General features: G+C 72.3%; 25 protein-coding genes. 6 read left to right on the forward strand and 19 right to left on the reverse strand.

Annotated features, from left to right (window positions below; genetic code table 11):
- Positions 1 to 3 precede the first annotated feature (3 nt).
- Together ACFT32_RS08260 and ACFT32_RS08265 are read left to right on the forward strand one after the other, a co-directional pair.
- A complete protein-coding gene (locus tag ACFT32_RS08260) occupies positions 4 to 732 on the forward strand; it encodes an ABC transporter permease (protein ID WP_382487173.1) in 729 nt (242 codons plus the stop codon).
- 39 nt (positions 733 to 771) lie between these two features.
- Positions 772 to 1,203 (forward strand): hypothetical protein, encoded by a 432-nt coding sequence (locus ACFT32_RS08265; RefSeq protein WP_382487175.1) that lies wholly within the window; start codon positions 772 to 774, stop codon positions 1,201 to 1,203.
- A gap of 20 nt (positions 1,204 to 1,223) precedes the next feature.
- Here ACFT32_RS08265 and mug read toward each other — a convergent pair whose 3' ends face one another.
- The 6 genes from mug to ACFT32_RS08295 form a co-directional block, all read right to left on the reverse strand.
- The gene (gene mug, locus ACFT32_RS08270; protein ID WP_382487178.1) at positions 1,224 to 1,769 is read right to left on the reverse strand and encodes a G/U mismatch-specific DNA glycosylase; all 546 of its coding nucleotides are present in this window, start codon (positions 1,767 to 1,769) and stop codon (positions 1,224 to 1,226) included.
- Between the two features lie 8 nt (positions 1,770 to 1,777).
- Positions 1,778 to 3,220 (reverse strand): adenylosuccinate lyase, encoded by a 1,443-nt coding sequence (gene purB, locus ACFT32_RS08275; RefSeq protein WP_382487180.1) that lies wholly within the window; start codon positions 3,218 to 3,220, stop codon positions 1,778 to 1,780.
- A 128-nt stretch (positions 3,221 to 3,348) separates the two neighbouring features.
- Positions 3,349 to 4,122, reverse strand: coding sequence for an SGNH/GDSL hydrolase family protein (locus tag ACFT32_RS08280; RefSeq protein WP_382487183.1), 774 nt, complete (start codon positions 4,120 to 4,122; stop codon positions 3,349 to 3,351).
- A gap of 60 nt (positions 4,123 to 4,182) precedes the next feature.
- Entirely contained in the window at positions 4,183 to 5,196 is a 1,014-nt protein-coding gene (locus ACFT32_RS08285) for a hemolysin family protein (RefSeq protein ID WP_382487185.1), read from the reverse strand.
- Complete coding sequence (locus ACFT32_RS08290) at positions 5,193 to 6,533, reverse strand: hemolysin family protein (protein WP_382487187.1); 1,341 nt, start codon at positions 6,531 to 6,533, stop codon at positions 5,193 to 5,195. The genes ACFT32_RS08285 and ACFT32_RS08290 overlap by 4 nt, the downstream gene beginning before the upstream one ends.
- Before the next feature lie 156 nt (positions 6,534 to 6,689).
- Positions 6,690 to 7,571, reverse strand: coding sequence for an MBL fold metallo-hydrolase (locus tag ACFT32_RS08295; protein ID WP_382487189.1), 882 nt, complete (start codon positions 7,569 to 7,571; stop codon positions 6,690 to 6,692).
- Between the two features lie 117 nt (positions 7,572 to 7,688).
- On the opposite strand from ACFT32_RS08295, the gene ACFT32_RS08300 reads away from it, so the two are divergent.
- Genes ACFT32_RS08300 through ACFT32_RS08310 form a run of 3 tightly spaced genes read left to right on the forward strand, consistent with a single transcriptional unit; the run spans position 7,689 to position 9,902 of the window.
- Entirely contained in the window at positions 7,689 to 7,898 is a 210-nt protein-coding gene (locus ACFT32_RS08300; protein ID WP_382487191.1) for a hypothetical protein, read from the forward strand.
- On the forward strand, positions 7,885 to 9,276 hold the full coding sequence (locus ACFT32_RS08305) for an amidase (protein WP_382487193.1): 1,392 nt from the start codon (positions 7,885 to 7,887) through the stop codon (positions 9,274 to 9,276). The genes ACFT32_RS08300 and ACFT32_RS08305 overlap by 14 nt, the downstream gene beginning before the upstream one ends.
- Before the next feature lie 59 nt (positions 9,277 to 9,335).
- On the forward strand, positions 9,336 to 9,902 hold the full coding sequence (locus ACFT32_RS08310; protein WP_382488816.1) for a TetR/AcrR family transcriptional regulator: 567 nt from the start codon (positions 9,336 to 9,338) through the stop codon (positions 9,900 to 9,902).
- A gap of 10 nt (positions 9,903 to 9,912) precedes the next feature.
- Here ACFT32_RS08310 and ACFT32_RS08315 read toward each other — a convergent pair whose 3' ends face one another.
- A complete protein-coding gene (locus ACFT32_RS08315; RefSeq protein ID WP_382487196.1) occupies positions 9,913 to 10,338 on the reverse strand; it encodes a GNAT family N-acetyltransferase in 426 nt (141 codons plus the stop codon).
- A 159-nt stretch (positions 10,339 to 10,497) separates the two neighbouring features.
- On the opposite strand from ACFT32_RS08315, the gene ACFT32_RS08320 reads away from it, so the two are divergent.
- Positions 10,498 to 11,160, forward strand: coding sequence for a phosphatase PAP2 family protein (locus ACFT32_RS08320; protein ID WP_382487199.1), 663 nt, complete (start codon positions 10,498 to 10,500; stop codon positions 11,158 to 11,160).
- A 13-nt stretch (positions 11,161 to 11,173) separates the two neighbouring features.
- Here the strand turns inward: ACFT32_RS08320 and ACFT32_RS08325 are convergent, their stop codons facing one another.
- The 12 genes from ACFT32_RS08325 to ACFT32_RS08380 are packed head-to-tail and all read right to left on the reverse strand — an operon-like array spanning position 11,174 to position 23,964.
- Positions 11,174 to 12,499 (reverse strand): glutamate-1-semialdehyde 2,1-aminomutase, encoded by a 1,326-nt coding sequence (locus ACFT32_RS08325; RefSeq protein ID WP_382487201.1) that lies wholly within the window; start codon positions 12,497 to 12,499, stop codon positions 11,174 to 11,176.
- Between the two features lie 7 nt (positions 12,500 to 12,506).
- Positions 12,507 to 13,058: a dTDP-4-dehydrorhamnose 3,5-epimerase gene (gene rfbC / locus ACFT32_RS08330; RefSeq protein WP_382487202.1), complete on the reverse strand. Its 552-nt coding sequence runs from the start codon at positions 13,056 to 13,058 to the stop codon at positions 12,507 to 12,509.
- Complete coding sequence (locus ACFT32_RS08335; protein WP_382487205.1) at positions 13,055 to 14,278, reverse strand: polysaccharide pyruvyl transferase family protein; 1,224 nt, start codon at positions 14,276 to 14,278, stop codon at positions 13,055 to 13,057. The genes rfbC and ACFT32_RS08335 overlap by 4 nt, the downstream gene beginning before the upstream one ends.
- On the reverse strand, positions 14,275 to 15,222 hold the full coding sequence (locus ACFT32_RS08340; RefSeq protein WP_382487207.1) for a glycosyltransferase family 2 protein: 948 nt from the start codon (positions 15,220 to 15,222) through the stop codon (positions 14,275 to 14,277). The genes ACFT32_RS08335 and ACFT32_RS08340 overlap by 4 nt, the downstream gene beginning before the upstream one ends.
- Positions 15,219 to 16,508, reverse strand: a complete 1,290-nt coding sequence (locus ACFT32_RS08345) for a hypothetical protein (protein ID WP_382488818.1) — start codon at positions 16,506 to 16,508, stop codon at positions 15,219 to 15,221. Before ACFT32_RS08345 ends, ACFT32_RS08340 begins: the two co-directional genes overlap by 4 nt.
- Before the next feature lie 5 nt (positions 16,509 to 16,513).
- Entirely contained in the window at positions 16,514 to 17,797 is a 1,284-nt protein-coding gene (locus tag ACFT32_RS08350) for a DUF4910 domain-containing protein (RefSeq protein ID WP_382487210.1), read from the reverse strand.
- Positions 17,785 to 18,810, reverse strand: a complete 1,026-nt coding sequence (locus tag ACFT32_RS08355; RefSeq protein ID WP_382487212.1) for an NAD-dependent epimerase/dehydratase family protein — start codon at positions 18,808 to 18,810, stop codon at positions 17,785 to 17,787. The genes ACFT32_RS08350 and ACFT32_RS08355 overlap by 13 nt, the downstream gene beginning before the upstream one ends.
- Before the next feature lie 3 nt (positions 18,811 to 18,813).
- Positions 18,814 to 19,461 (reverse strand): PIG-L deacetylase family protein, encoded by a 648-nt coding sequence (locus ACFT32_RS08360; protein WP_382487214.1) that lies wholly within the window; start codon positions 19,459 to 19,461, stop codon positions 18,814 to 18,816.
- The gene (locus tag ACFT32_RS08365; protein ID WP_382487217.1) at positions 19,458 to 20,252 is read right to left on the reverse strand and encodes a glucose-1-phosphate cytidylyltransferase; all 795 of its coding nucleotides are present in this window, start codon (positions 20,250 to 20,252) and stop codon (positions 19,458 to 19,460) included. Before ACFT32_RS08365 ends, ACFT32_RS08360 begins: the two co-directional genes overlap by 4 nt.
- The gene (locus ACFT32_RS08370) at positions 20,249 to 21,502 is read right to left on the reverse strand and encodes a class I SAM-dependent methyltransferase (protein WP_382487219.1); all 1,254 of its coding nucleotides are present in this window, start codon (positions 21,500 to 21,502) and stop codon (positions 20,249 to 20,251) included. Before ACFT32_RS08370 ends, ACFT32_RS08365 begins: the two co-directional genes overlap by 4 nt.
- On the reverse strand, positions 21,503 to 22,732 hold the full coding sequence (locus tag ACFT32_RS08375) for a glycosyltransferase (protein ID WP_382487221.1): 1,230 nt from the start codon (positions 22,730 to 22,732) through the stop codon (positions 21,503 to 21,505).
- Positions 22,733 to 22,734: 2 nt separating this feature from the next.
- Positions 22,735 to 23,964, reverse strand: a complete 1,230-nt coding sequence (locus tag ACFT32_RS08380) for an O-antigen ligase domain-containing protein (protein WP_382487224.1) — start codon at positions 23,962 to 23,964, stop codon at positions 22,735 to 22,737.
- Between the last annotated feature and the right edge of the window lies 1 nt (position 23,965).

Below are 23,965 nucleotides of genomic sequence, written 5' to 3' on the forward strand. Positions count from 1 at the left end.
ACCATGCGACTCACGCCCGTACTCCGCTCCGAGTGGCTGAAGATCCGTACGCTCCGCTCGCTGCCGGGAGCTCTCCTGGCCTTGTTCGCAGCGACCACGGCGTTCTCCGCGATCGCCGGTGTCTCCGAGACCTCGGACCCGGGATTCGACGCGCTGTTCACGTCCCTCTCGGGTGTCATACCGGGCCAGATCGCGGCCATCGCCTTCGGGACCATGGCCGTGTCGGCGGAGTTCCACCCGGGGGCGCTGCGGCTCTCGCTGGCCGCGGTTCCCCAGCGCGGCCGGTGGTTCGCGGCCAAGGCGGCCGTCATCGCCGTACCGGCCCTCCTGGTGGGGCTGGTGACGGCTCTCGCCGCTCTCCTCGTGGCACGGGCGGGTCTCGGACCGGCAGCCGACGGGCTCGGCACCGGTGAGCAGGTGCGCGCTGTCGTGGGCTGCGGGGTCTACCTCATGCTCATGGCCCTGTTCGCGGCCGGGCTGGCCGCCCTGCTGCGCAGCGGCGTGGCCACGCTGTCGGTGTTGATCCCGTTCATCCTCGTCGTGGGGTTCGTGATCGGCGACGCCACGGGCACCGTGGCCGACTTCCTGCCGGACAAGGCGGGGCAGTTGGTCATCCACGGGACGCACGAGGGATCCTCCCTCGGGCCGTGGTCGGGGCTCGCGGTGACCGCGCTCTGGACGGCCGCCGCGCTGCTCGCGGGAGCGTGGAGCTTGCGCCGCCGGGACGCCTGACCGCCGCCAAGTGTCAGTGGGGGCGGGTTTACTGGACCCATGAGCATCGCACGGCACATCGCCCTCGTCGACGAGCTGTGCTACCGCCCCTTTCCGGCGGAGCACGGCCCGTCGGACGTCGGCATGTCAGGACCCGGCTACCACGTGGCGGTGTTAGAGAGCGGGCCCTGCGGCGACCCCGCGACCCGGGCCGTGACGATCGACCAGTTCGAGAAGGACCGGGACGCCGTCTACGAGCTTCTCGCCTCGCGCTGGGGCGACACCGGCCCCTACAACCTGCGGACGGTCCTGCTGCGCACCGAGCACGAGGAGATACCCCGGCCGTGGGCCGACCTCAGCGCACGCGCCGGTGTGGCATACCTCTGGGAGATGGAAGGCTCCGGCCGCTGGGTCGCCGTGGCGGTCGCGGACCGGGACGAGTCGGACGCGGTTCACCTGCTGGCCCTGGTCACGGAGACGGACCCGCCGTAAAGGATCAGCTACGCGAGGGATCAGCTCCCGGCGGCTTCCCGCAGCCGTCCGAACTCCTCCGCCATGGTCTCGGCCGTCCAGTGCGCGTTCAGCCCGCTCGGGTTGGGCAGCACCCACACGCGCGTGTCCCCGAACGTCCGTGACTGCGGCCCGACCTGAGCCTTCCGGTCGTCGAACGCGGCGCGGTACGCGGTCACACCCACCACCGCCAGCCAGCCCGGCCGCAGCCGCTCCGCCTTCAGCGCGAGCAGCCGCCCGCCCTCCCGGTACTCCTCGGCGCTCAGCTCGTCGGCCCGAGCGGTCGCCCGCTCCACGACGTTGGTGATGCCGAGCCCGTACGACAGCAACTCCCGCTGCTCGGACGGCTTCAGCAGCCGCGGCGTGAAGCCGGACCGGTGCAGTACCGGCCAGAAGCGGTTGCCGGGGCGGGCGAAGTGATGGCCCGTCGCGGCCGTCATCAGCCCGGGGTTGATCCCGCAGAACAGCACCCGCAGACCGTCCGCGACCACGTCGGGCACGACACGGTCGCGGGCGGCCTCCAACTCCTCGGGCGTGAAGCGCGCCATGCGGCGCGTCAGAGAATCGCGCCGGGCGTGTAGCCCGCGGCCTGGGGGTGCTGCTTCACGATCTCCTCGACCCGGGCGACCACGGTGGCGACCTGGTCGCCCGCGGCACCCGTGAAGGACAGCTTGTCGGCCATCAGCGCGTCCAGCTGGGCGCGGTCGAGCGGAATGCGCGCGTCGGCGGCCAGCTTGTCGAGCAGCTCGTTGCGCTCGGCGCCCTGCTCGCGCATCGCCAGCGCGGAGGCGACGGCGTTCTCCTTGATCGCCTCGTGCGCGAGCTCCCGGCCCACGCCCGCGCGCACGGCACCCATCAGCACCTTGGTGGTGGCGAGGAACGGCAGGTACCGGTCCAGCTCCCGGGCCACGACCGCAGGGAACGCGCCGAACTCGTCGAGCACCGTCAGGAACGTCTCCAGCAGCCCGTCCAGCGCGAAGAACGCGTCCGGCAGCGCGACCCGGCGCACCACCGAGCAGGACACGTCGCCCTCGTTCCACTGGTCGCCCGCCAGCTCGCCCGTCATCGAGGCGTAGCCGCGCAGGATCACCATCAGGCCGTTGACACGCTCGCAGGAGCGGGTGTTCATCTTGTGCGGCATCGCCGAGGAGCCGACCTGGCCCGGCTTGAAGCCCTCGGTGACCAGCTCGTGCCCGGCCATCAGCCGGACCGTCTTCGCCAGCGACGACGGTGCCGCCGCCAGCTGCACCAGCGCCGTCACGACCTCGTAGTCCAGGGAGCGCGGGTAGACCTGGCCGACCGACGTGAACGCCTGTGAGAAGCCCAGGTGCGTGGCGATCCGCTGCTCCAGCTCGGCGAGCTTCGCGGCGTCCCCGCCCAGCAGGTCCAGCATGTCCTGCGCGGTGCCGACCGGGCCCTTGATGCCGCGCAGCGGGTAGCGGCCCAGCAGCTCCTCGACGCGGCCGTAGGCCACGAGCAGTTCGTCGGTGGCGGTCGCGAAGCGCTTGCCGAGGGTGGTGGCCTGCGCGGCGACGTTGTGCGAGCGGCCGGCCATGACCAGCTCGCCGTACTCGCCGGCCAGCTTGCCCAGCCGCGCCAGGACGGCGACCGCGCGGTCGCGCATCAGCTCCAGCGAGAGCCGGACCTGCAGCTGCTCGACGTTCTCGGTGAGGTCGCGGGAGGTCATGCCCTTGTGCACGTGCTCGTGCCCGGCGAGGTCGTTGAACTCCTCGATCCGCGCCTTCACGTCGTGCCGTGTGACCTTCTCGCGCTCGGCGATGGAGGCCAGGTCGACGGTGTCGAGAACACGCTCGTAGTCGGCGAGCGCCGCGTCCGGCACCTCGATCCCGAGGTCCTTCTGGGCGCGCAGCACGGCGAGCCAGAGCTGCCGCTCCAGCTTCACCTTCTGCTCGGGGGACCAGAGCGTGGCGAGCTCGGCGGAGGCGTACCGTCCGGCGAGGACGTTCGGGATGCGGGGCTTGGCGGGAGCGGAAGTCACGTGGACGGATTCTACTGGCGATTCGTGCAGGCCAGCGCACCGGCCCTTTCGTCGGAACCTACGAGAACCGGGGGGATGAAGTCGTGCGGCCGGCCCCTGACGTTGATCACGCGGGTGTTCACGAGGACCTACAGCTCGTACGGCAGCAGCTCGGGGCGCTTCGGCGGCAGGCCGTCGCCCGAGGAGCGGCCCGTCAGACGGCGGCCTATCCAGGGCAGCAGGTACTGCCGGGCGAAACGGACGTCCGCAGCGCGGCGCATGACCCAGCCCGGCGGCAGCGTCGTCGGCATCGGCGTGCGCCACTCGGTGTCCTCGGGCTCGTAGCCGAGCGTCTGCCACACGGCCTCGGCGACCCGGCGGTGGCCCTCGGCCGTCAGATGCAGCCGGTCCACGTCCCACAGCCGGGGGTCGCCGAGCGAGGGGGCGCCGTAGAGGTCGACGACGATCGCGCCGTGCCGGGCGGCGAGCTCGTCGACGCAGGCGAACAGCTCCTCCATACGCGGCCGGAACCGCTCCAGGACAGGGCCCCGCCGGCCCGGGCTGCGCATCAGCACCAGCTGCTTGCACGACGGGGCCAGCCGCTCCACGGCCTCCTCCAGGAGGGCGCGCACCCGGACCATGTCGCACTTGGGCCGCAGCGTGTCGTTGAGCCCGCCGACCAGGGTGATCACATCGGGCTTCATGGCCGCCGCCACGTCCACCTGCTCGTCGACGATCTGCTGGATCAGCTTGCCGCGCACCGCGAGATTGGCGTAGCGGAAGCCGGGTGTGCCGGCCGCCATCCGGGCGGCGAGCAGGTCGGCCCAGCCGCGGTAGGTGCCGTCGGGCAACAGGTCCGACATGCCCTCGGTGAAGGAGTCGCCGACCGCGACGAGGCTGCTGTGGGTGGGGTTCGTGTGCATGGCGACGGAAATAATATCCCGTGCACATACCCAGCAGTCGGTCGGTCGGCGAGAGCCCCCTCACGTCCGCTGGCCGAACAGCTCCCGCAGTACGTCCTCCATGGTCACGAGCCCGGCCAGCCGCCCGTCCTCGCCCAGTACCGCCGCGAGATGCGTACGGCTGCCGCGCATCGCGGTGAGGACGTCGTCCAGCGGTGTGTGCTCCCGCACGCGCGCGATGGGCCGCATGTCCCGCAGCCGGAACGGCACGTCGCGTCCGAGGGCGTCCAGGGCGTCCTTCACATGCAGATAGCCGACGATCCGCCGCCCCTCGTCCACCACCGGGAAGCGGGAGAACCCGGAGTCCGCCGTGAGCTGCTCCAGCTCGTCCGGGGTGACGCCCACGCTCGCGTACACCACCCTCTCCAGCGGCAGCACCACGTCGCGCACCGGGCGGCGGCCCAGCTCCAGCGCGTCGTGCAGCCGCTCCTGGGCGCGGTCGTCGATCAGGCCGGCCTCGCTGGAGTCCTTCACGATCTGCGCTATCTCCGCGTCCGAGTAGGAGGCGGCGACCTCCTCCCGGGCCTCCACGCGCAGCAGCTTCAGCAGTGCGTTGGCGAAGGCGTTGATCGTGAAGATCACCGGGCGCAGCGCCCGGGACAGCGCCACCAGGGGCGGGCCGAGGGCCAGCGCGCTGCGCACCGGCTCGGCGAGCGCGATGTTCTTCGGCACCATCTCGCCGAGCAGCATGTGCAGATACGTGGCCAGGGCCAGCGCGATCACGAAGGACACCGCGTGCCCCGCGCCCTCGGGCACGCCCACCGCGTGGAACACCGGCTCCAGCAGATGCGCGATCGCCGGCTCGGCCACCACACCCAGCACCAGCGTGCACAGCGTGATGCCGAGCTGCGCGGCCGCCATCAGCGCCGACACGTGCTCCAGGCCCCACAGCACGCTCTTGGCGCGCCGGTCGCCCCGGTCGGCGTAGGGCTCGATCTGGCTGCGGCGCACCGAGATCAGCGCGAACTCGGCGCCGACGAAGAAGGCGTTGACGACGAGCGTCGCCAGACCGATCAGCAGCTGTACGGCGGTCACAGCTCCGCTCCCTTCTCGTCGGGCTTCTCGTCGTCGAGCGGCGCCCGCAGCCGGACGCGCGCCGCCCGGCGGCCCGCCGCGTCCAGGACCTCCATCCGCCAGCCGGCGACCTCGAGGGTGTCACCGACGTCCGGTATCCGGCCCAGCACCGTCGCCACCAGCCCCGCGAGCGTCTCGTACGGCCCCTCCGGCGCGCGCAGCCCGACCCGCTCCAGATGGTCCACGCGCGCGGAGCCGTCGGCCGAGTACAGGGCATGGCCGGCCTCGTCCGTGCCGGCCGGGGCGAGGTCGGGCAGCTCGTGCGGGTCGTGCTCGTCGCGCACCTCGCCGACGACCTCCTCGACGATGTCCTCCAGGGTGGCCACGCCCGCCGTGCCGCCGTACTCGTCGATCACGACGGCCATCGTGCGCTTGCCGGAGAGCCGGTCCAGGAGCCGGTCGACGGTGAGCGTCTCCGGCACCAGCAGCGGTTCGCGCATCAGCTCGGAGACGAAGATCCGGGTCCGGCGCTCGGCCGGTACCGCCAGTACGTCCTTGACGTGCGCGGTCCCGACGACCGAGTCGAGGGTCCCGCTGTAGACGGGGAACCGTGACAGCCCGGTCGCCCGGGTCGCGTTCGCCACGTCCTCCAGGGTCGCCTGCACCTCCAGGGCGACCACCTGCACCCGGGGCGTCATCACGTTCTCGGCGGTCAGGTCGGCGAGGTTCAGCGTCCGCACGAACAGCTCTGCGGTGTCGGCCTCCAGGGCGCCTTCCTTGGCCGAGTGACGGGCCAGCGCCGCCAGCTCCTGCGGACCGCGCGCCGAGGCCAGCTCCTCGGCGGGCTCCACACCGATCCGGCGCACCACCCGGTTCGCCGTGTTGTTGAGGTGGGTGATGAAGGGCCGGAACGCGGCGCTGAACCAGCGCTGGGCATTGCCCACGGTCTTGGCGACGGTCAGCGGGGAGGAGATCGCCCAGTTCTTCGGAACCAGCTCGCCGACCACCATGAGGAACACCGTCGACGCGGCTGTGCCGAGCACCAGCGCCAGGGTGTGCGACGCCGACCGCGAGACACCGGCGTCCTCCAGCGGCCCGGCGATCAGCGCCGCGATCGACGGCTCGGCGAGCATGCCGACGACCAGGTTCGTGACGGTGATGCCGAGCTGCGCCCCGGAGAGCTGGAACGTCAGGCTCCGTACGGCCTTCATTGCGCCCTGCGCACCCCGCTCGCCGCGCTCCACCGCCCGCTCCAGCTCGGAGCGCTCGACCGTGGTGAGGGAGAACTCGGCGGCCACGAAGGCGCCACAGGCGAGCGAGAGCAGGATCGCCGCCAGAAGGAGGAGCACTTCGGTCATCGGTTCACCCCCGTTCCATGGTTCTCCAGGACGGGGCGGAACGCGCGGTGTCGCGCACTGGGAGGCACGCCCATGGGCGGACGCTCACAACCTTTCATGCAGAACCGAGTGGCCATCCAAGGTTAAAGGATGGGCAAAGTCCTTCCGAGGGGGTGCTCAGGGCGAGTCGGCGGGGGTGGGCGCGAGCCGGTAGGCGCCCTCGTGGGCGATGACCCGACCCGCGGTGGGCGGTGCGAAGTGGGTGCCCAGGAGGAGGGTGTCCGTACCGGCCAGGGCGTCGAGCAGCCCCCGGCGCGAGGCCTCGGACCGTACGGGATCGATGTCGACGCACGCGCCGATGCCGGGGTGGGCGAGCTGGACGGGGTGGTGGACGCAGTCGCCGGTGATCAGTGCCGTCCGTCCGCGGCTCGTCAGTTCGACGGCGAGGTGGCCGGGGGTGTGTCCCGGGGTCGGGACCAGGCGCAGGTCCGGGGCGACTTCGACACCCTCGGCGGGGACATCGACGAGGTCGAGCAGCCCGGCCTCCTGCACCGGGATCACGGAGTCGCGGAACATCTGCGCGCGTGCCTCGTCCATGGCGTACCCGGCCCAGAACTCCCGCTCGACGCGGGAGGTCAGGTAGCGGGCGTGCGGGAACGTGGGCACCCATGCGCCGTTCACCTCCCGGGTGTTCCAGCCGACGTGGTCGGCGTGCAGATGGGTGAGGATCACCAAGTCCACCGAGTCCGGGGGGAATCCGGCGGCGGTGAGGCGCCGCAGGTAGTCGGTGTCGAGGTCGTGCCAGGCGGGATTGGCCCGCTGCTTGCCGTTGCCGATGCCCGTGTCCACCAGGACGCGCAGCCCGCCGGCGGTGAACGCGAAGCTGTGGCTGTCCAGGCACAGGACGCCGTCGCCGTCCGCGAAGTGGGGGCGCAGCCAGTCCTGTCCCGCCACGAGGTCCGGTGTGGCGTCGGGCAGCAGCCACGGTCCGGTGGCGGGCGGCAGTGGGACCTCGTCGACGCGGTGGACGGTGAGGTCGCCCACGGTCCATGTGGTCATCGGTCTCTCCTCGAGCCTGGGAGCAATCGACTAAAGCAATCAGTTTGCGTTAAGTCGACCGTAAGTCCTACAGTCCACTAACGCAAACAGTTAGCTTTTGTCGTCACAGGGGAGTCCATGTCCCGCGCCGAACTCACACCCCCGGAAGCGGCCCGCTGGGCCCACCGCGCCGGGCTCGTCCTGCCGGCCGACCGCCACGCCGCGGTCGCGGCCACCGCCGACCACATCCACTCCGTGGTCGCCGTCCTGCGCGAGCTCGACTTCGGCGACACCCCGCCCGCCCCCGCCTACCGCGCGGCACAGGAGGCCCACGATGCGGCCGTATGAACTGACCCTCGGCGCCGCGGCCGAGCTGATCCGGGCGCGGCAGCTGTCTCCCGTCGAGCTGGCGGACTCCGTGCTGGAGCGCGTCGAACAGGTCGAGCCGCGGCTCGGGGCCTATGTCACCGTCACCGCCGAGCACACCCGCCGGGCCGCGCGCGAAGCCGAGCAGGACATCGCGGCCGGCCGGCACCGCGGTCCGCTGCACGGCATCCCGATGGGGCTGAAGGACCTGATCGACGCCGCCGGACTGGCGACCTCGGCCGGCTCCCGGGTCAGGGCCGGCCACCGCGCGCACACCGACAGCACCGTCGCCGCACGTCTGAAGGCGGCCGGTGCCGTCCTGGTCGGCAAGACCCACACCCACGAGTTCGCCTACGGGCTGACCACCCCGCAGACCGGCAACGCCTGGGACCGCGACCGGGTCGCCGGCGGCTCCAGCGGCGGATCGGCGGTCGCCGTCGCCGCGGGCACCGCCACCTTCGCCCTGGGCACCGACACCGGCGGATCCATCCGGGTGCCCGCCGCGCTCAACGGGGTCGTGGGCCTCAAGCCGACCTACGGCCTCGTCCCGCGCCACGGCGTCACCTCGCTGTCCTGGTCCCTGGACCACGTCGGCCCGATCACCCGCACCGTCGAGGACGCGGGCCTGGTCCTCGACGCCCTGGCCGGCCACGACCCCCGCGACCCCGCCTCCCTGGCCACACCCACGGCGGACCACCGCCCGACCGGGGGCACCGACCTGACCGGACTGCGCATCGGCGTGCCGCGCACCTGGTATTTCGACCACGTCGACGCCGAGGTGGAGGCCGCCGTCCGGAACGCGATCGACCGGCTCCGGGATCTCGGTGCCCGGCTCGTCGACGTCGAGATCCCCATGACCCGCTACATCAAGGCCACCCAGTGGGGCCTGATGGTCCCCGAGGCCACCGCCTACCACGAGAGCACCCTGCGCACGGTCCCCGAGCTCTACCAGGCCGACGTCCGCATCCTCCTGGAGGCCGGCGAACTGATGCCCGCCGGCGACTACTTGCGGGCCCAGCGCTCCCGCACCCTCATGCGGCAGGAGTGGGCGGACATGCTGCGCGACGTCGACCTGATCGCCGCCCCCACCCTCCCCGCGACCGCGGTCCCGGCCGGCCAGGAGACGATCACCTGGTCCGACGGCACCGTCGAGGGCGTCTCGGAGGCCTATGTGCGGCTCTCCGCCCCCGCCAACATCACCGGCGTGCCGTCCCTGTCCGTACCCGTCGGCCATGACTCCGAGGGCCTGCCGATCGGCATGCAGCTCCTCGGCCGGCCCCTCGGGGAGAGGCTGCTCCTGCGGGTCGGCCACGCCTACGAACAGACCCGGCCCGCCCGCGAGCTCGCGCCCGCGGCCTGAACCGAGAACCGTCCCAGACGCAAAGGGTTCGCTTTAAGGTGGGTGCCGTGAGCAGACAGATGGTGCGCCCCGGCGGCCGCAGCGCCCGGGTCCAGGCGTCGGTGCACGCCGCCGTGCGCGAACTCGCCTCGGAGCTGGGCCGGGACGCCCTGACGGTGCCGCTGGTCGCCCAGCGCGCGGGCGTGACACCGTCGACGATCTACCGCCGCTGGGGCGACCTGCAGGAACTGCTGTCGGACGTGGCGGTCGAGCGCCTGCGGCCCGACACCACGCCCGGCGACCACGGCACCCTGCCCGCCGACCTGACGGCCTGGGCCGAGCAGTTCCTCGACGAGATGGCCTCGCCCGCCGGCCGCGCCTACATCCGCGACGCCCTGCTCGGCGACCCCGACGGCGGCAACGCCGGCCGGTGCTCGGCCTACGCCGCCGAGCAGATCGGCCTCGTCCTCGCCCGGGCGGCCGGACGCGGGGAGCGGACACCCGACGTCGAGACCGTGATCGACCAGGTCGTCGCGCCCGTCATGTACCGCATCCTCTTCCGCCCGGACGGCCTCGACGCCGCCTACGCCCAGCGGCTCGTGGCCGGGGTCCTCGCCCCGGCCGGGGAGACACTCCCTGGCCGATGAGGGGCCTGCCCTAGCCGATGAGGGGCTTGACCCAGCGCCGCCAGTGGTCCTCGCGGTGGTAGCCGGCCGCGGCCCAGGTGTGGTGGGCCTGTTCGTTGGCCTCCAGGACCATGGCGTCGACGCGTCGCCCGCCCAGGGCCGCGAAGCGCTGTTCGGCGGCTTCGAGCAGGGCGGTGGCGATGCCTTGCCGGCGGTGATCGGGGTGTACGGCGAGCCGGTAGACGGAGCAGCGCCATCCGTCGAAGCCGGCTATGACGGTGCCCGTGAGGAGACCGTCGCGCTCGGCGAGGAGCAGGGCCTCGGGGTCTCGTGTGATGAGGCGGGCCACTCCGTCGTGGTCGTCGCTGATGCTGGTGCCTTCCGCGGCTTCGCGCCAGAACCGCAGCACGGTGTCGATGTCCGAGAGGGTCGCGCAGCGGATGTGAAGGTCGCTCATGGGGCGAGCCAAGCAGAGCGCGGGCCTGTCCGGCGATCGGGTTTCAGTACCCGGACACCGCCTGTTGGTTAGGGTGGCCACCGGAGACTGACGGCGCCCGCCCGGGCCGAGTCGGACACGACGGGGGGCTCGTTCGTGGGGAGTTGGCGCCCGGCAGTCATGGCTGCCCATCGGTCGGCGCCCGCGGTGCTGCCCCCGGCGCTGCGCGTGTGGCTCGGGCTGATCGCGGCCCTCGCCGCGCTGATGGTCGTCGCGATCGGGGTCCTGTACGCCGGGCACGGCGAGCCCGGCACGGTGGACGGGTGGATTCAGCCGGCGGTCGACGGTGTGCGGCCGCCGTGGCGGAACCTCGCTCTGGCCACGGACTTCCTGGGGGAGCCCCTGGGAGCGGCGGCGCTGGTCGTGGCCGCGGTGACGGGCTGCCTGCTGCTTCGGCACCCTCACGCGGCGGTGTTCGTCGTCGCCGGCGCCGGCCTGACCGTGGGGACGACGAAGCTGCTCAAGCCCCTGGTGGGACGCACCATCCACGGCGCCGACAACCTGTCCTACCCGAGCGGGCACACCGCCTTCCTCACGGCGCTCGCCCTCGTGGTGGCGCTGCTCGCGGCCGGCCGGCTCGGCCTCGGCAGGACGGCCGGCGCGGTGCTCGTGCTCGGGGCGGCGCTCGTCGCCGGCGCCGCCATGGGCTGGGCGCAGGTCGCCCTGGGCGCGCACTACCCGACCGACGTCCTCGGCGGCTGGTGCACGGCGCTGGCGGTGGTACCGGCGACCGCGTGGCTCATCGACCGGGTGCCCGACGCCGGTCGCCGAGACCGTCATTGACGTCACGTCAGGTTCATACCGAGCGGCGGAACACCGGCTTCACCGGCCGCCCGGCCAGCCAGGGGGTGGGGTCACCGGCGTCCAGTGCCTTCCGGTACACCGCACACGCCTGGGCCACCACATCGACGGTGTGATCGATGTCGGCCTCGCTGAGCGCGCTGCTCACCACGAACGACGGGGCCAGCACCCCGCCCGCGAGGAGCCGGCGCAGGAACAGGGTGCGGTACTCCTGCGACGGCTGCCGGTTCTCGTCGAGGGTGGCGAAGACCAGGTTGCTGGCCCGGCCCCGGACGACGACGTGGTCGCCGACGCCCATGCCGGCCGCGGCCTCGCGGACACCGGCGGCCAGCCGCTCGCCGAGGGCGTGCAGCCGTGCGGTGATCCCTTCCTCGGCATAGGTGGCTTGGACGGCCATCGCGGCTGCCAGGGAGTGCGTTTCCGCGCCGTGCGTGGTGGACAGCAGGAACACCCGCTCGCCGGAGTGCCGCAGCCCGCCCCGCTCCATCAGCTCGCGGCGCCCGGCCAGGGCGGAGACGGCGAACCCGTTGCCCAGCGCCTTGCCGAACGTGGAGAGGTCGGGGACGACGCCGTACAGGCCCTGGGCGCCCGCCTCGGACCACCGGAGGCCGGTGATCATCTCGTCGAAGATCAGTACGCAGCCGTGCCGGTCGGCCAGTTCACGGAGGCCCTCGAGGTAGCCGGGCGGCGGCTCGGTGTGGGTGGCGGGTTCGAGGATCAGACAGGCGACCTCGTCCTGATGCCGGGTCAGCAACTCCTCCGTGGCGGCCAGGTCCCCGTAGGGGAACGCCACGGTGAGGTCGGTGGTCGCCGCCGGAATACCGGCCGGCATCGGAGTCGTACCGATGAACCAGTCGTCGACGGAGAAGAACGGATGGTCGGCGCAGAGGGCCACCCGGGCGCGACCAGTGGCGGCACGGGCGAGGCGCACCGCGGCGGTGGTGGCGTCGGAGCCGTTCTTCGCGAACTTCACCATCTCGGCGGTCGGCACCGTGGCCAGGAAGCGTTCCGCGGCCTCGACCTCCACGACGGACGGCCGGACGAAGTTGCTGCCGCGGTCGATCTCCCGCCGTACCGCCTCGGTCACACGTGGGTGGGCGTGGCCGAGGCTGACCGACCGCAGGCCGGAGCCGTACTCGATGTAGCGGTTGCCGTCGACGTCCCACACATGGGCACCGCGGCCGTGGCTGATGACGGGGGCCAGGTTCTCGGGATACTGGTCGTCGCCCTTGGCGTAGGTGTGCGCGCCCCCGGGGACCAGGGCGTGCAGCCGCTCGTTCGCCGCCCGCGACCGGGGCAGGAAGAACTCCTCAGTGTCCACGCTGACTTCAGCTCTCTCTCTGCTTCAGGACCTCGGCGAGGCTCGGCGCCTCCCGGTCCCGCTGGGACATCGATGTGGCAGGCAGCGGCCAGCGGATCGCGAGCTCCGGATCGTCGAAGGCGATCGTCACGTCCTCGGCCGGGTCGTGCGGGCGGTCGATCCGGTACGAGGTGTCGGCGGTCTCGGTCAGCGCCTGGAAGCCGTGCGCGCACCCCGCCGGGATGTACAGGGTGGTCTGCGTCTCGCCGGACAGCTCGAAGGAGGCCACGTTGCGATAGGTCGGCGAGTCCGGCCGCAGGTCCACGACGACGTCGAAGATCTGCCCGTACGAGCACCGCACCAGCTTGGCCTCGCCGGCGCCCGAGCGCAGGTGCAGGCCGCGCAGCACGCCCCGGACCGAGCGGGACACGCTGTCCTGGACGAAGGCGTCCGGGTCGAGGCCCACCGAGCGGACCACGTCGGCGTCGAAGGTGCGGCAGAAGAAGCCGCGTTCGTCGGCGTACGGGGTCGGCTCGAACAGGTACGCGCCGGCGATCGCCGGGACTTGGGTCGCCTTCATGGAGTCTCCTGCCGGGTGCGGGCGGGCGGATGGTCGTTCGCCGGGAACAGGGCGGCCGTCAAGGCGGCGAACTGGTCCCGGAGTTGCCGGGCGGTGAGCCGGTTCCGCTCGGCGAGGGTCCGCCGCAGCTCCGCCGATCGCTTCTCCAGTGCGCGGAACTGCTCCAGCAGCCGGTCGGCGTCGACCTCGCGAGCCGGGTGGCAGTACGCTCCGAGACCCATCCGGTCCATGAGGGCGTCGCTCTTCGCTGCGTAGGTGAGGGCGAGGGTCGGCGTTCCGGTCTTCAGCGCGCAGACCAGGTTGTGGTACCGGGTCGCCACCACGGTGTCGGCCGCCGCCGTCTCCTTCATCAGATCGGCCAGCGAGGCCGCATCCGCGGCAGTGACCAGCGGCGAGTCCACCGCGTCGAGGATCGTGGCGACCACCGACGCGTCGCACGCGTCGCCGGTGAGCAGCCGGACCGGCCTGCCTTCCTCGACCAGCGCGCGGACGAAGCGAGTTGTCCCGTCGAGGTAGCGCCGGTGGATCTCCTCGGCCCGGGCACGGTCGTCGTTGCCGCCGTGGAAATCCATGACACCGACGCAGACCAGCCCGGGCGGGCCGGAGGCCGGGCCGGCCGGTGGCGTCGGCAGGGCGAAGGCGAGGTCCGGGTAGACCTCGTCGCGCGCGGTGTCCACGCCCATCTCCCGCATCGCGTCGCGGGACAGGGCATCCCGGTACGACCGGTAGGCGGCCAGCCGCGCCGACCGGCGCACCAGGGCCCGGGTCGCCCGGTCGCGGATCGCGGCGGCGCCGACGCCGACCAGCGCGACCCGGGTGCCGAACAGCCGGCCGGTCGCGCAGAGCAGCAACAGGGAGTACGGGAAGCCCCACGGCCGCAGCGGCAGCGTGGCCTCCAGAACACCCATGCCCGGCACGATCACCACGTCGTGCCGGCGCACCCAGGCGGCCATGCGGACCACATCGACGAGTTTGCCCAGTCCCTTCCCCGCGATCGAGCCCGCACGGGACGCGGTCCGGTACTCCCCGCGATACCAGTGCAGCCGCGTCGCCGGGATCCCGTACCGGGCCGTGACGGCCTCGGGTCCGCCGCACAGCGCGTCCACGGCCGCGTCCGGGTGCTCGGCGCGGAGGTACCCGAGTACGGCTTCCAGTGACCCGTCGTTGCCGAGGTTGCCGGAGCCGAGCAGGCCGAACACCCCGACGCGGGCAGCGGTCACGCCTGCCTCCCCTCACGGCCGGCGACCAGAGCGTCGACGGAGACGGTGAGCTTGGCCGGGTCGACCGGGGCGCGGTCCTCGACCCGCTCGCCGGCGCCCGGCCGGGCCCGGCTGGTCATCCACGCGGCCAGATGGCGGTAGCAGGCGCGCCGGTCGGCCGCGGAGAGCGGCGCCCGCTGAATCGCCGAGACGAAGCCCCAGACGTACTCGGCCAGCAGCCGGGGCGTCGGGTGCAGCGCGCCCGCCCGGCGCGGGTCCAGGTTGACGCACCTGGAGCGCTTGGAAGGGTTCGCCCGCTCGGCGCGGGTGGGATGGTCGCGGCGGAAGTACAGGAGCTCCGGCACCTGGTGGAAGGGGCCGTGCAGGACGATCTCGGCGACGAACGTCCGGTCCGCGTGGTGATAGCTGTCGTGCGGCTTCACCCGGCGCAGCATGTCGGCGCGCATCACCCCGTAGAAGTCATCGCCACCGGGCTCGAACAGGAAGCTGCGGAAGCGCTCAGGCGCGTGCGGGGAGGCGGTGGCCAGACCGTACTCGTAGGGGACCGTCACCTGTCCTTCGCCGTCGATGACCGCCTGGTCGGAGTGTGCGAGGACCACGTCCGGCCGCGCGTCCAGCGCCTCCACGCAGCGCCGCAGCAGGTCCCGGGCGTAGAGGTCGTCGTGCGAGGCCCACTTGAACAGTTCGCCGCGGCACTCGGTGAACACATAGTTGTGGTTGGGCGCGGCGCCGATGTTCCGAAGCAGCCGGATGTACCGGATGCGTGAGTCCTGCGCGGCGTACTTGCGGCAGATGTCCTCGGTCCCGTCGGTCGAGGCGTTGTCGGAGATGACCAGCTCGAAGTCCTCGTAGGTCTGGCCGAGCAGGGCGTCGAGCGATTCGGCCAAGTACTCCTCGCCGTTGTACACGGGCAGGCCGATGCTCAGCCGGGGATGGGCGGTCATGACGTCCTCACTTCAGGGATGGGTTCCTTCAGGTGCTCGCGCAGGGCGGACCGCAGCTGCAGCCACCACACGGCCGAGCCGGCGAGGGTCGCGGCGGCGATGCCCCAGGCCGAGCCGACCGTGCCGGCCAGGGCCGCGCCGCCGAGCCCGCCGGCGACGTAGCAGGCGGAGGCGAAGAGCTGGCAGCGCAGGCTGCGCCGGGCCGCGGCGAGCGAACGCAGCCCGGCCGCCGCGCCGGTGCCGAGGCCGGCGCCCGCGACGCCGAGGGTGACCGGCACGATGAGCTGGGCGGCGGAGTGCCAGACGTCGCCGAGCACGAGCTCGCCGAGCCGGTCCGGCATCAGCAGCAGTGCCCCGCCCCACAGCAGCGCGGCGACGGCCTGCCCGCCCCCCAGCAGGAGGCAGAACCTGCCGAGGCGGTGCGGGGCCCGCCGCAGCACCCGTGCCGCCTCAGCGACGGTGACCAGAGACAGTCCCATCAGCACGGCGAGGAACGGGCCGAGCAGAAGCTCAGCGCCCCGGACCGCGCCCACCGCGCCGACCCCGGCGATCGCGCCGAGCCCGTACGCACGCAGCTGGCTCGCGCCGCTGAGGCTGACGTTCTCGACCAGGTACCGGTAGCCGAGGTCGCGTTGCTCGCGCAGCCACGCGCGTGCCCGGTCCGTCCGGGGCAGGATGCCGGACTGGACGTAGCCGTACCCCGCGGCCACCGTGGCGGACGCGCCCCAGGCGAGCACGAAGGCCGCCACGCTGCCCACCCGGGCCGCCACCACCATGGCCGGGACGAGCGCGACGCCCCACACGACGTCGTTGACGAACGCCTTGCGCCCGGTGCCGGCGGCGAAGAACGCGTACCGCCAGGCGTCCTGGAGCAGCAGCCCCGGCAGTATGACGCCGAGGCAGGCGAACGCGGGCCCCACGCGTCCGCCGAGCGCGAGACCGACCATCAGACAGGCGGCGCCGATGGCGGCACCGACGCCGAGGGCGGTACCCGACGACCGGGCCACCGCCCCCCGCCAGGACGCGTCGGACACGCCGCTGAAGCGCACCACGAGCGGGTCGGTGGCAAGCCCGCGGGAGACGTTGAGCACCACGCCGTACGTCACCCAGGCGAGGCTGAACACGCCGAACGCGGTCACCCCCAGCGAGCGGGCCACATAGATCCCCACCGCGAAGTTGCTGATGCTGGAGGCCGCCTGGTCGGCCAGCCCCCAGGACAGCCGGCCGGCGAAGGCCCGCCGGGCGGATCCCGCCGGTGCCTTCGCCTTCTCCTCCTCGGTGGTCATCCGCGTCATGCCTTGATCAGACCGGCGCCGTGCAGGGCGTCGGACGCTGCGGCGACCGTGTCGAACGGCAGCCCGGACCGCTCGGTGACATCCAGCAGACTGTGCTCGCCGTCGGAGAGGCTGAGCACCCACAGCATGGCCATCTGGGCCTGCTTGGTGTCACTGCGCCCGCCGAGCGCGTCGTACAACCCGCGTCGGCCGAGCTGCGGTTCGCCGTAGGGGCTGAGGTTGAGGTACCTCCGGTTGCGGTCGAGGACGGCGAACGCCTCGCGGCAGACGGCGAGGGTGTCCGCCATCGCCTGAGGGGAGACGAAGTCCGGGTTGTCCGCCGAGGTGTGGTACTCGGGGTAGCCGGCATACGGGGTCCGGCTGAGCGAGCCCACGCCGAGGTCGAACCCGGGTGAGCAGTACTGCCGCTCGTCGTAGCCGTACGGAGTGAACTCGGTGACGCGGTGCGGGCGTTCGGAGGCGGTCAGCACATGCCCCATCACCCGGTCGATCTCCGCGTCGCCGCGCCTGCTCCGCTTGTACGTCAGCTGTCCCGAGTCACCCGCGCAGGCCAGCACGAGTCCGTGCTTGACCCGATCGATCCGCTCCGCGTTGCGGGCCAGCCAGGTGATCGCCCCGATGGTGCCGGGCGCGTAGATGAACCGGTAGGTGTAGTACGGCTTCTCCTCCGCCAGCGCCCGGGCCAGGAACGTCGCCACCGCGATGCCGGCCAGGTTGTCGTTGGCCAGCGACGGGTGGCAGACATGGCAGGAGACGATCACCTCGTCGGCGACCTGCCCGGGAACCATGTGCTCGGCGTAGGTGAGGTGGCCGTCGGCGAGGGTGGAGTCGATCCGTACCTCGTAATCGCCCTCCGGCAGCGCGTCCAAGGTCTCCTGGGCCAGGCAGAAGCCCCATTCCGGCTTGTAGTAGCTGGTGCGGTACGGCACCCAGCCCGGGTGCTCCGGCAGGGTGTGCAGGTGTTCGCGCAGCTCGGCGAGCGGCATGGTCGTCGACACCGGCACGCTGTAGCCGAGCACGTGCAGGCTGGACGCGGCGAAGTCGACGACCCGGCGGCCGGCGGTGTCGGCGATGTACGCGTCCCGGATGTTCCACTCCTGCGGCACCGTCCAGTCGAGCACCTGAGTCCCGGTCGGCACCTCGTGCACCTGGAGCGGGACGTACTCGGCGACGATGTCCAGGGTGGCGCGCACACCGTCGCCGGTGATGCTCCTGCAGAGCGGGTACAGCCGCTCCACCAGCGCGTGCATCTCCTCGCCGACCGCTGTCACCGGCGCCACCGCAGGGTGTCGTCGACGGTGCCGGCGTCGGACGCCGCGCGCAGCACGGCAAGACGGGTGAAGCGCCGCTCGAAGTCCTCCTGGTTCAGCCCGTGTTCGCGGTAGGCGTCGGCGAGTTCGAGCGCGCCCCGCTTCACCGTCCACTCGCAGTCGAAGCCGGGGATCGCGGCACGGAACCGGGAGAAGTCCACCCGGTACGAGCGCGGATCGGCACCGGTCTCCCCGGTGATCACCACCTTCGAGCCGGACACCGCCTCGGCGACCTGCTCGGCGATCTCGGCGACCGTGACGTTGTTGGTCTCGCTGCCGATGTTGAACGCCCGGTCGTGCACCGCTTCGCGCGGCGCGGTCAGCGCGGCCGTGAAGGCCCGTGCGATGTCGGCGGCGTGCACCAGCGGACGCCAGGGGGTGCCGTCGGAGAGCACCAGCACCTCGCCGGACAGCAGCGCGTGGCCCACCAGGTTGTTCAGCACGATGTCGGCGCGCAGCCTGGGGGAGTAGCCGAAAGCGGTGGCGTTGCGCATGTACACCGGGCTGAAGTCGCCGTCGGCCAGCCCGTGCAGGTCGTCCTCCACCCGCACCTTGGACTCCGCGTACGGCGTCACCGGGCGCAGCGGGGCGTCCTCGCCCACCAGCTCGTCGCCGCCTGCCGCGCCGTAGACCGAGCAGGTGGACGCGTACAGGAAGCGCCCCACTCCGGCGTCCCGGGCCAGCCGGGCAAGGCGGACGGACGCGTGGTGGTTGATGTCGTAGGTGAGCTCCGGCGCCAGCGAGCCCAGCGGGTCGTTGGACAGCGCCGCCAGGTGGATCACGGCGTCGGCCCCGGCCACGTGTTCGGTGGTGACGTCGCGCAGGTCCACCCGGTGCCCCGACGGGTCCGCGGGCGGCTCGCCCAGCACGCAGTCGGCGAACAGGCCGGCGTCGAGACCGACGACCTCGTGCCCGGCGGACGTGAGGACCGGGGCCATCACGGTGCCCAGGTAGCCCTGGTGTCCGGTCAGCAGTACGCGCATGGTTCATCCCCCCAGATGGAGCGTGAGTTTGGTGACGGCGAACGCCTCGGCGTAGCGCGCCTGGCATTCGATGCCGCGGATCCGGGCCAGCCCGAGGAAGGCCTCCCGGTCGTACCAGGGCCGGTGCCGCTGCGAGGGGTAGTGCTCCTGCAGCAGTCGCACCTTCTCCTCGGCGATCTCCGGCGTCAGCGGCTGGTACGCCGACGGACGGCCGAGGTCGCCGTCCCACTTGACGATCTCGTAGCCGAGCACGAGGTGATCGCGGAACGCGGTGGGTATCAGCTGCGCCAGACCCCGGTGATCCTGGTGCGCGTCCTCGGTGCGCGGGGCCAGGATCAGCTCCGGATCGGTCTGTCCGCGCAGTTCCTCGACCGCGGCCTTGGCCTCTTCCCAGTACGCGGGCAGCCGGCCGTCGGGCAGCTTGTGCACGGTGATCCGCAGGTCGGCGCCGGGGCAGAAGGCGGCCAGCGCGGCCCGCTCCTCCTGCTCCCGGTCGGTGCCACCGCCGGAGAGCACCAGCGCGTCGACGCGGAGGCCCGGCCGCGCCAGGCACATCGCGAGCAGGGTGCCGCCCGCGCCGATGGCGATGTCGTCGCAGTGCGCGCCCACCGCGACGATCCGGTCCAGGGGCCCGGCCCCGAGCCGGATCACGCCCTGGCTCCGACGCTGTCCTGTTCCCACACGGCCCACGGGCGGTCGCCCCGGGCGTAGGCTTCGTCGAGCGCGGCCCGTTCCTTCACGGTGTCGGTCGGCTTCCAGAAGCCGCGGTGCTGGTGCGCCACCAGCCGCCCCTCCTTGGCCAGTCGGGCGCATCCGTCGGCGACCAGGTCCCCGTTCTCCGGGATGTGGTCGAAGACCTCCTGGCGGAGCACGAAGTAGCCGCCGTTCTCCCACAGCGGCATGTCGCTCACCGCGGTGATTCCCCCGACCAGGCCGTCCTCGCCCAGGTCCACGCAGTGGAACGAGGACTGCGGCGGCACCACCATCATCGACGCACCGGCGTCGCGCCGGGCGAACCGGTCGATCATCTCCGGCAGCGGGGCGTCGGTGAGCACGTCGGCGTAGTTGGCGAGGAACATCTCGTCGCCGTCCAGGTGGTGCCGCACCCGGCGCAGCCGCTCCCCGATCGGCGACTCGATGCCGGTCTGCGCGAACGTGATCGTCCAGTCGGCGATGTCGGTGGACAGCAGCTCGGTCCGCCCGCCCCGCAGCACGAAGTCGTTGGACGTCGTCTCCTCGTAGTTGAGGAAGAAGTCCTTGATGTGGTGGGCCCCGTACCCGAGGCACAGGATGAACTCCGTGTGCCCGTAGTGCGCGTAGTAGCGCATGACGTGCCAGATCAGCGGTCTGGGGCCGACCATCGCCATCGGCTTGGGCACGTCGTCCGCGGCGCCGCTCCGCATCCGCATCCCGTAACCGCCGCAGAACAGAACGACCTTCATGCCTTGACCTCGACAATGCTCAGTTCCGGGATGGGGAAGACCAGCCGGCCGCCCCAGTCGTGCACGAAGGACAGCTGCTCGACCAGCTCGGCCCGCAGGTTCCAGGGGAGGACGAGCACGTAGTCCGGTTTGTCGGCGGCTATCTGCTCGGGCGGCAGGATCGGGATGCGGGTGCCCGGGGTGTACCTGCCGTGCTTGTAGGGGTTGCGGTCGACCGTGTACGGGAGCAGGTCGGGCCGGATGCCGCAGTGGTTGAGCAGGGTGTTGCCCTTGCCCGGGGCGCCGTAGCCGACGACCGTCTCACCGCGCTCGGCCGCCGTGATGAGGAACTTCAACAGGTCCCGGCGCACCTTGGCCACCCGGGCGGAGAACTCGGTGTACCCGGACAGCTCCTGAAGCCCGGCGGCCTTCTCCCGGGCCAGCACGTCGGTCACCCGCTGCGTCGGCTCGCCGGCCACCTCGGCCGGCCGGGCCCACAGCCGGATGGAGCCGCCATGCGTGGGCAGCAACTCGACGTCCACGAGGGTGAGTCCGCCGCTCGCCAGCGCCCGGGTCGCGGACGCGACCGTGTAGTACTGGAAATGCTCGTGGTAGATCGTGTCGTACTGGTTCTCCTCGATCAGGGTCAGCAGGTGCTGCACCTCGATGGAGACCCAGCCGTCGTCGGCGACCAGGGCGCGCAGCCCCTTGGTGAACCCGACCACGTCGGGGATGTGCGCGTACACGTTGTTGGCCACGACCAGGTCGGCCGGTCCGTGCTCCTCGCGGACGGCCGAGCCGGTGTCCGGGCTCAGGAACTCCGTGAGCGTGGGCACACCCGCGTCCCGCGCCGCGGCGCCGACGTTCACCGACGGCTCGATGCCCAGGCAGCGGATCCCCCGGTCCACCACGTGCTTCAGCAAGTACCCGTCGTTGCTGGCGACTTCGACCACGAAGGACCCCGAGCCCTCGGAGCCGTCGGTGCCGAGCCCCACCCGCTGTACGGCGTCGGCGACGAAGGTGCGCGCGTGCTCCACCCAGGAGGTCGAGAACGAGGAGAAGTACGCGTACTCCTCGAACGTCTCCTCCGGCGTGATCAGCGGCGGGATCTGCGCCAGCCAGCAGTCGGTGCAGACCCGCAGGTGCAGCGGGTACGCGGGCTCCGGCTGGTCCAGTCGGTCCGCGGCGAGAAAGCTCTCGCACGGCGGTGTCGCCCCGAGATCGACGACGCTCGCCAGCGTCGCCGAGCCGCAGAGTCGGCATCGTGTCATTTACTGCCCCCCATTGATTCGGTCCCCGATTGATTCCGTCCGACCCGCGATCGCGGAGCGGTACCCCTCCACCAGGCGCTCCAGGCCGACGGCCGGGCTGAAGCCCTGCTCGTAGCGGCGCCGGGCCGCCCGGCCCATCTCCCGGTTGCGGGCTCGCTCCGCCGTGATCCGGCGTAGGCGATCCGCGAGCGAGGCGGCGTCGCCCGGCTCGTGCAGCAGCCCGGTCACCCCGTCCTCGACGAGTTCGACGAACGCGCCGTGACCGGCGGCGACGGTCGGGACCCCCGCCGCCATCGCCTCCACGACCACCAGGCCGAACGCCTCCAGCCACGTCGAGGGAGCCACCACCGCGACAGCACGCGCGACGGCCTTCCGGCACTCCGCCGTGTCGTACAGGCCGACACAGCGCACGTCGTCCCGGCCCGCCGCCCAGGCGGTCACCTCCGGCTCCAGTGGCCCCGAGCCGGCGATCACGAGCGGCACGCCCACACCGCCGCTCGCCGCGATCTCGTCCCACGCGGCCATGAGCAGCCGCACGCCCTTGGCCTCCGCTAGCCGGCCGAGAAAGAGCAGATGCTCACCGGCGCCCTCTCGGCACGTGCCGGGGTCGGGCACGAAGTTGTGCTTCACCGCCAGCCGCTCGGCCGGCATACCGGCCCCCACCAGGACGTCGCGCTGTGCCGCCGAGATGCAGAAGAACCGCTCCACGCCGGACCACCAGCGCCGCCGGTTGACCGACAGGCTGACCGCGAGCGGCACCGTCGCCAGCCGGGAGCCGCGGTAGCAGCCGTGCCGCACGGCGGGCAGCGGCGTCGACCCGACGCACTCGGTGCACGGCCGGCCGTCCCGCTGGAGCGTGCCGGGCGGGCAGACCTGGGTGTAGTTGTGCAGCGTGGCGACGGTGGGCACACCGGCGTCGGCGCAGGCGGCCAGCACCGCCGGCGACAGGAGCGGGAAGACGTTGTGGACGTGCACCACGTCCGGCCGCTCGGTGCGCAGCCGGGCGGCGAGCTCCCTACGCACCGCCGGGTTCCACGGCACGAGGAGCGGCACCGCGGCCTTGGCCGGGAGGGACCGATCGGCGATGGTGTCGCTGCGCCGCTCGAACACCTCGACCCGGTGGCCGGCCTCGCGCAGCAGCGCCACCTCCTGATCGACGACCTTGTTCTCCCCACTCGGCTGTGCCGAGGCGTAGCGGTTGTGCACTACCAGCACGTGAAGGCCGTGCATGTTCAGGTCACCTCCGATGTCCGGGCCCAACGCGGGATACGTCGTGCTGTGACTTCGGGCGTCGCAGGGGGAGGTGCCGCCAGCAGCGAGGCCGCCACGGCCAGATGCAGCAGATAGGGCGAGGCGTCGCCCAGCCCGGCCTCGGTGTACGACGCGATCGCGCAGTAGCTGATCAGGAAGATCGCGCAGGCCCTCTGCAGCGACGGCGGCCGCAGCAAGGCGACCCCGCCCAGCACGATGATGATCGCCGCCACCAGGACCACGCCGGTCATCCCCTGCTCGTGGTAGACGGCCAGCCAGCTGTTGTCGATCGGCAGCCCGCCGAACGACTTGTCGCCCAGGCCCGCGCCGAACAGGAACTCCGAAGTGGACCGGGGCGCCGCCAGCAGGGCGTCCCAGACCTTGGCCCGACCGGTGAGGCTGGTGAAGTTCTCCTGGCTCTGGCCGCGCAGGAACCACGCCTGCAGCGCGGAGGAGAACCCCACCGCGGCCACGGCGGCGCACAGCACCGCCCAGGCGAAGAACCGGCGGGCGGCGGCACTGGTCAGGACGAGCGAGCCGATCGCCAGCGCCAGTCCGGTGAACAGGCCGAGCGTGGCCGTCCGGGTATGGGTCAGCGCGAGCAGGACCAGTGCCGGCACGACGACCACCGCCGCGCTGACCCTGTCGGTCCGACGGCCCAGCACGAGCAGCACGGTGAGCCCGATGATCACCGCGGCGTACTGTCCGATCTGCGGCGGGGTGAGCGGCCACAACGCGCCGACCAGCCGCCCGCCGTAGAGTTCGGGCATGGCCGCGCCCGGTGAGATGACCAGGCCGGCGGCCACCGACCCGAGCACCGCGAAGTACATCCGGATGTGGTGCCGGACGAACGTCAGGCCACCGTCCCACCAGCGGCTGAGCAGCCACAGCGTGGTGACGAAGAGGGCCAGCCGGGCGCAGCGGAACAGCGCCCCGAACCCGGACTCCAGGCTCGCGCTGGAGATCACGCTCACCACCAGCAGCAGGGTGAGCAGGAACACGAAGGCACTGGCCCGGATACGCAGCCGGAGATTGACGGCGAGCGCCAGCGCGAACGCGGCCACCAGCGCACCCATGGTGACCATCTGGATGAGGGAGCGCGGCAGCGGGACGATGGTCTTCGCCCCGGCGGAGCCGAGCGTGTTGAGGATCAGCAGCCCCCAGGCCGTACCGACGATCCTCGACGTGTGGTCCGTGCGGCCCGGGCTCATC

The organism is Streptomyces sp. NPDC057002 (genome assembly GCF_042673825.1).
GTDB lineage: Bacteria > Actinomycetota > Actinomycetes > Streptomycetales > Streptomycetaceae > Streptomyces.

Excerpts from the sequence above, each read along its gene's own strand:
- ACFT32_RS08260 (WP_382487173.1), top strand. The coding sequence starts at position 4 with ATGCGACTCACGCCCGTACTCCGCTCCGAGTGGCTGAAGATCCGTACG.
- ACFT32_RS08265 (WP_382487175.1), top strand. The coding sequence starts at position 772 with ATGAGCATCGCACGGCACATCGCCCTCGTCGACGAGCTGTGCTACCGC.
- mug (WP_382487178.1), bottom strand. The coding sequence starts at position 1,769 with ATGGCGCGCTTCACGCCCGAGGAGTTGGAGGCCGCCCGCGACCGTGTC.
- ACFT32_RS08280 (WP_382487183.1), bottom strand. The coding sequence starts at position 4,122 with ATGCACACGAACCCCACCCACAGCAGCCTCGTCGCGGTCGGCGACTCC.
- ACFT32_RS08290 (WP_382487187.1), bottom strand. The coding sequence starts at position 6,533 with ATGACCGAAGTGCTCCTCCTTCTGGCGGCGATCCTGCTCTCGCTCGCC.
- ACFT32_RS08295 (WP_382487189.1), bottom strand. The coding sequence starts at position 7,571 with ATGACCACATGGACCGTGGGCGACCTCACCGTCCACCGCGTCGACGAG.
- ACFT32_RS08300 (WP_382487191.1), top strand. The coding sequence starts at position 7,689 with ATGTCCCGCGCCGAACTCACACCCCCGGAAGCGGCCCGCTGGGCCCAC.
- ACFT32_RS08305 (WP_382487193.1), top strand. The coding sequence starts at position 7,885 with ATGCGGCCGTATGAACTGACCCTCGGCGCCGCGGCCGAGCTGATCCGG.
- ACFT32_RS08310 (WP_382488816.1), top strand. The coding sequence starts at position 9,336 with ATGGTGCGCCCCGGCGGCCGCAGCGCCCGGGTCCAGGCGTCGGTGCAC.
- ACFT32_RS08315 (WP_382487196.1), bottom strand. The coding sequence starts at position 10,338 with ATGAGCGACCTTCACATCCGCTGCGCGACCCTCTCGGACATCGACACC.
- ACFT32_RS08320 (WP_382487199.1), top strand. The coding sequence starts at position 10,498 with ATGGCTGCCCATCGGTCGGCGCCCGCGGTGCTGCCCCCGGCGCTGCGC.
- rfbC (WP_382487202.1), bottom strand. The coding sequence starts at position 13,058 with ATGAAGGCGACCCAAGTCCCGGCGATCGCCGGCGCGTACCTGTTCGAG.
- ACFT32_RS08340 (WP_382487207.1), bottom strand. The coding sequence starts at position 15,222 with ATGACCGCCCATCCCCGGCTGAGCATCGGCCTGCCCGTGTACAACGGC.
- ACFT32_RS08345 (WP_382488818.1), bottom strand. The coding sequence starts at position 16,508 with ATGACCACCGAGGAGGAGAAGGCGAAGGCACCGGCGGGATCCGCCCGG.
- ACFT32_RS08355 (WP_382487212.1), bottom strand. The coding sequence starts at position 18,810 with ATGCGCGTACTGCTGACCGGACACCAGGGCTACCTGGGCACCGTGATG.
- ACFT32_RS08365 (WP_382487217.1), bottom strand. The coding sequence starts at position 20,252 with ATGAAGGTCGTTCTGTTCTGCGGCGGTTACGGGATGCGGATGCGGAGC.
- ACFT32_RS08370 (WP_382487219.1), bottom strand. The coding sequence starts at position 21,502 with ATGACACGATGCCGACTCTGCGGCTCGGCGACGCTGGCGAGCGTCGTC.
- ACFT32_RS08375 (WP_382487221.1), bottom strand. The coding sequence starts at position 22,732 with ATGCACGGCCTTCACGTGCTGGTAGTGCACAACCGCTACGCCTCGGCA.
- ACFT32_RS08380 (WP_382487224.1), bottom strand. The coding sequence starts at position 23,964 with ATGAGCCCGGGCCGCACGGACCACACGTCGAGGATCGTCGGTACGGCC.